Raw genomic sequence first — 3,552 nt, 5'->3', positions numbered from 1 at the left:
GTCGAGTGCAACTTAAACTACCTTCAAGTCTGTCCTGACTCTGGGGTCCACTTCATGTCCAGCTGCGGTTCCTTCCCCCTAAACCAATGGGATATTGAACGCTACGCTTGCCCAAGTTACACGGTATCGGCGGTCATACCCATTCGCCTTTACACGGTTAGCAACCTGAACGATGCCAAAGTCGCCGAACAGTTGTCGATCAGCTGATGGCATTGGTGGGCGAGGTTTAGTCAATTAGACGGTTCGACCGATTTTTGCACTGATCTCGGCGATGCGCGGCGATACCGACGCAACCGGGTCAACAGACCTTTGACGTGCCACATTCAAGAAACTCGTAGCGGGCTGTCATAGCCTTTAAGCGCATATTGAAAGCTCGCTTTGTTAAATCACATTTCCGGGACAGTTCTGATACGCTTACCTCCGCAATCGCAAGACGTAACTGATACGCGCGATGCTGACAAATTTGATTCATATTTTTGTCACCAATTGATCACTAAATGCAAGTGTCCATCGGCTAATCAACCTGAGCACAAATATGTCCGTTGAAATTCCCGAAAAGCGCGTGAACCCTCGTTCCCAATTTTTCCTTCTGCAATCCGAAGGTGAACCGATTTCGTTCTATTCCTTCCGGCCAGAGGATGCCGTGGATGCAGTCCCTGCCTTGGTTGTAGACATTAGTAGTGGTGGCCTACAAATCTTGACCGCAGACACAAGTGAATTGGTACAAAAAAGCTATAGGCTGGAATTGGTCACAGAGGGGCGTGTTGGAGGCGGAAAACAATACGACGTACATTCGGTCTGGTCGCGCCCGGATGGTGTCAATGTCCGCACCGGTTTTGCGGCTGACGAAGGTTCCGTACTGTTGGAGGAGGTTGCGGTGCTGCTTTCAGGAAGCGAGGTCAAGGTCTTGCGTTGCGTCCTTTACCCAAGTTGAAATTCAAGGCACATCGGGCTTGCATGCGATCGATCCCCCCGATCTATTTGAACTCTCCACACCAAGATGTTGAATAGACAACTGGAAACGTCCATGCGTTTGCGTCGCGCTTTGGGCTGGGCCCCTCATGGGCCAGATAAATTTGTACGGGCGGATGTCTGTGGCAGTTGCCAAGAACAGGCTCGTTAGTTGTATGGGCCTCAAAGGACCGCCAAAAAAGGCACTTGTCGCATTTCACTCGTTTGTCCTTTGTAACGGCGCCATTTGGCAGATGGGTTCAGACCTCAAAACTTGCATCACTTTTACTTTGGCTCATGCGTCATTTTGCACGTAAGACGCGCTACAGATACATCGGAGCCATGCGTCGCCAGTAGCCCGCACTGTGGGCACGACCATCCCATAGGTGAAGCTGGTTGCGCACGCCCTTGCTGTGCAGCATCTCACTCAACTGCAGGTTGTTTTGCAGAAAAGGATCCTCATTGCCAACAGCCATGACGATGTCCATGTGGCTCAGTTGCGCCAGTCGCTGTTGACAGTTCAGGTTGCGTAGAAAGTGGCTGGGCGTGTGGAAATAGACATTTTCATCGTAGTAGCCACCCAGCAGATCGTGAAAAGCATCGACGTTCAAGGTCAGGTCATAGCGCCCGGAGAATGCCACCAACTTCTGGAAGTGCTGCGGATGGCGAAGGGCTAGGTTGACGGCTTGAAATGCCCCCAGGCTGCAGCCATGCACGATGGTGCAGGAGTGAGGATTCTGCCGCTGCATCAGTGGCATCACCTCGTTGAGTACGTATTCCTCATACTGGATATGGCGCCGGATGCGTTCGGAAGGGTGGCACGCAGAGCAGTAAAAAGTCTCTGTGGCAACATTGTCCAAACACCATAGCTGCAAGTGCCCTGCAGCAATCTTCTCGGCCAGGCAATGAACGATGTTTAGGTCCTCGTATTCATGAAAGTTGCCGTCTCGAGTCGGGAACACCATCACCTTGGCCCCTGCATGGCCAAACACCAGCAACTCCATGTCGCGTTGTACGCGATGGCTGTACCAGCGGTAATAGTCTCGGCGCATACACAACCACTTTCAGTCAGTGTCAGGATTCCATGAAGAAGCTCGTGACCTCCTGCTGCATTTGTTGCAACTCCCTCGACTTGCCGGCATGTTCAAAGTGACCCGCCTGCAACACAAACAAGCGTCTGAGCGGCTCGGCGATGGCATTGAAGATGGCAAACTGTCCGGGTGGTGGCACCACCGGGTCAAACAATGCCGCAGCCACCAAGACCGGTATGTGAAGGTATCGCGCAGCAGACGCTGCATCGTAATAAGCCAATGTGTCCATTACATGAAAACTAGTTTCTCGCTCGAACTCGCGAACCGACTCACCGCTACCCGTGGTGGGAAGGGTCAGGCGCAAGGACTGATTGCCAAAGGTGGGAACTTGAAGGTGCATGCGTCCCACGCGGGCGTCCCAGGGTAAGCCTAGGGCGCCGATGCCGCCACCAAAGCTAATGCCTGAATAGGCGACCTTGCCCGCCACGCCTGGGAAAAGCTCCAGCAGAGCCGAAACCGCCAGCCACAGGTCTTCCACGCAGCCGCCGAGGATGTAGCGCTCCCGGTCCTGGATGTTGTGAATTACATGCAAGTTGGGGTCGGGCGAAACGCCCACCATCGGACTGCAGCCAATGCCGCGCAGGCATGGAAAAAGCATCACAGCATCAACGAGTTGCATAACGTCTTCGGGCCTGTCACAGCCCCCGTAGCCATGCCCGAAGATGACACCCCGTCGCACCACACCGTCCTTTGGAACTAGCATCCAGCCACCAATTTCCACCGCATCTGTCGAGTCAAAGCGCAGGTCGTACACAGTGTGCTGCGGGCTTTGCCAGTCAGCGCGTTGCACGCGCGGCCGTGGCACATGCCTAAGCGCAGCAACGTGGCGTTGCTGCCAGAACGCGGCAAAGTCCTCTGGTGGCTGCGGCGTGTCGACCATCAGAAGCTGTGCCAAATCCATGGAGTAAGACGGGTCAAACCCATAACCATGGGAAAACTGAGCAGGGCGCATTGGTAAGACCATAGACATGAAAAATGAACCCACAGTATGCGCAATTGAAGGGGAACAATGCACCCAAATCGCGTTGGCATCCGACGACCTTCAGTGCGGATACTTTTTTGTGGCGCGTCTGCACCTGGGTGCGAATTCGGATGAATGCGAAAGACTAGGGAAAACCCTATACTAAGTTATGCACTCCAACATCCCTACTGCCCAACTGAGGTCCACTGCGCAATCGGAAGCACCGTCGGGTGCGTGGAACACGCTGACCCGTTGGTGGCATGCGCGGGCGCCACGGGCGCCAGTAAATCGCTGCCTGAATTTGGCACTTCAGGGTGGCGGCGCCCATGGCGCATTTACCTGGGGCGTGCTGGACGCGCTGTTGGAAGAACCGTCCATAAATTTTGATGCTTTGAGCGGCAGCAGCGCCGGCGCTGTGAATGCGGTAGTGATGACGCAGGGTTGGATACGAGGAGGTCGCTCCGGTGCGCGTGCGGCATTAAGGGACTTCTGGTTGGAGGTCGGGCAGCAAATACCATGGCCCATGGTCACGCAAGGACAGGGTGACTC

At 54.6% G+C, this 3,552-nt stretch carries 5 protein-coding genes; 3 read left to right on the top strand and 2 right to left on the bottom strand.

The features are described from left to right. Both WCG50_RS18340 and WCG50_RS18335 read left to right on the top strand, forming a co-directional pair. A partial coding sequence (locus tag WCG50_RS18340) for a hypothetical protein (protein ID WP_336901039.1) occupies positions 1 to 207 on the top strand: 207 nt, incomplete at its 5' end. A 328-nt stretch (positions 208 to 535) separates the two neighbouring features. Then, the gene (locus WCG50_RS18335) at positions 536 to 934 is read left to right on the top strand and encodes a hypothetical protein (RefSeq protein WP_336901038.1); all 399 of its coding nucleotides are present in this window, start codon (positions 536 to 538) and stop codon (positions 932 to 934) included. A 340-nt stretch (positions 935 to 1,274) separates the two neighbouring features. On the opposite strand, the gene WCG50_RS18330 is transcribed toward WCG50_RS18335, so the two are convergent. Both WCG50_RS18330 and WCG50_RS18325 read right to left on the bottom strand, forming a co-directional pair. Further along, complete coding sequence (locus WCG50_RS18330) at positions 1,275 to 2,003, bottom strand: alpha/beta hydrolase-fold protein (RefSeq protein WP_336901037.1); 729 nt, start codon at positions 2,001 to 2,003, stop codon at positions 1,275 to 1,277. A 22-nt stretch (positions 2,004 to 2,025) separates the two neighbouring features. Further along, positions 2,026 to 3,012, bottom strand: a complete 987-nt coding sequence (locus tag WCG50_RS18325) for an acetylxylan esterase (protein WP_336901036.1) — start codon at positions 3,010 to 3,012, stop codon at positions 2,026 to 2,028. A 160-nt stretch (positions 3,013 to 3,172) separates the two neighbouring features. Here WCG50_RS18325 and WCG50_RS18320 point away from each other — a divergent pair. Continuing rightward, positions 3,173 to 3,552, top strand: a 380-nt coding sequence (locus tag WCG50_RS18320) for a patatin-like phospholipase family protein (RefSeq protein ID WP_336901035.1), incomplete at its 3' end; no start/stop codon positions are given.

Source organism: Rhodoferax sp. (assembly GCF_037143375.1).
In the GTDB taxonomy this organism is placed as follows: Bacteria; Pseudomonadota; Gammaproteobacteria; order Burkholderiales; family Burkholderiaceae_C; genus Rhodoferax.
This window is presented reverse-complemented; position numbering and strand designations above follow the sequence as displayed.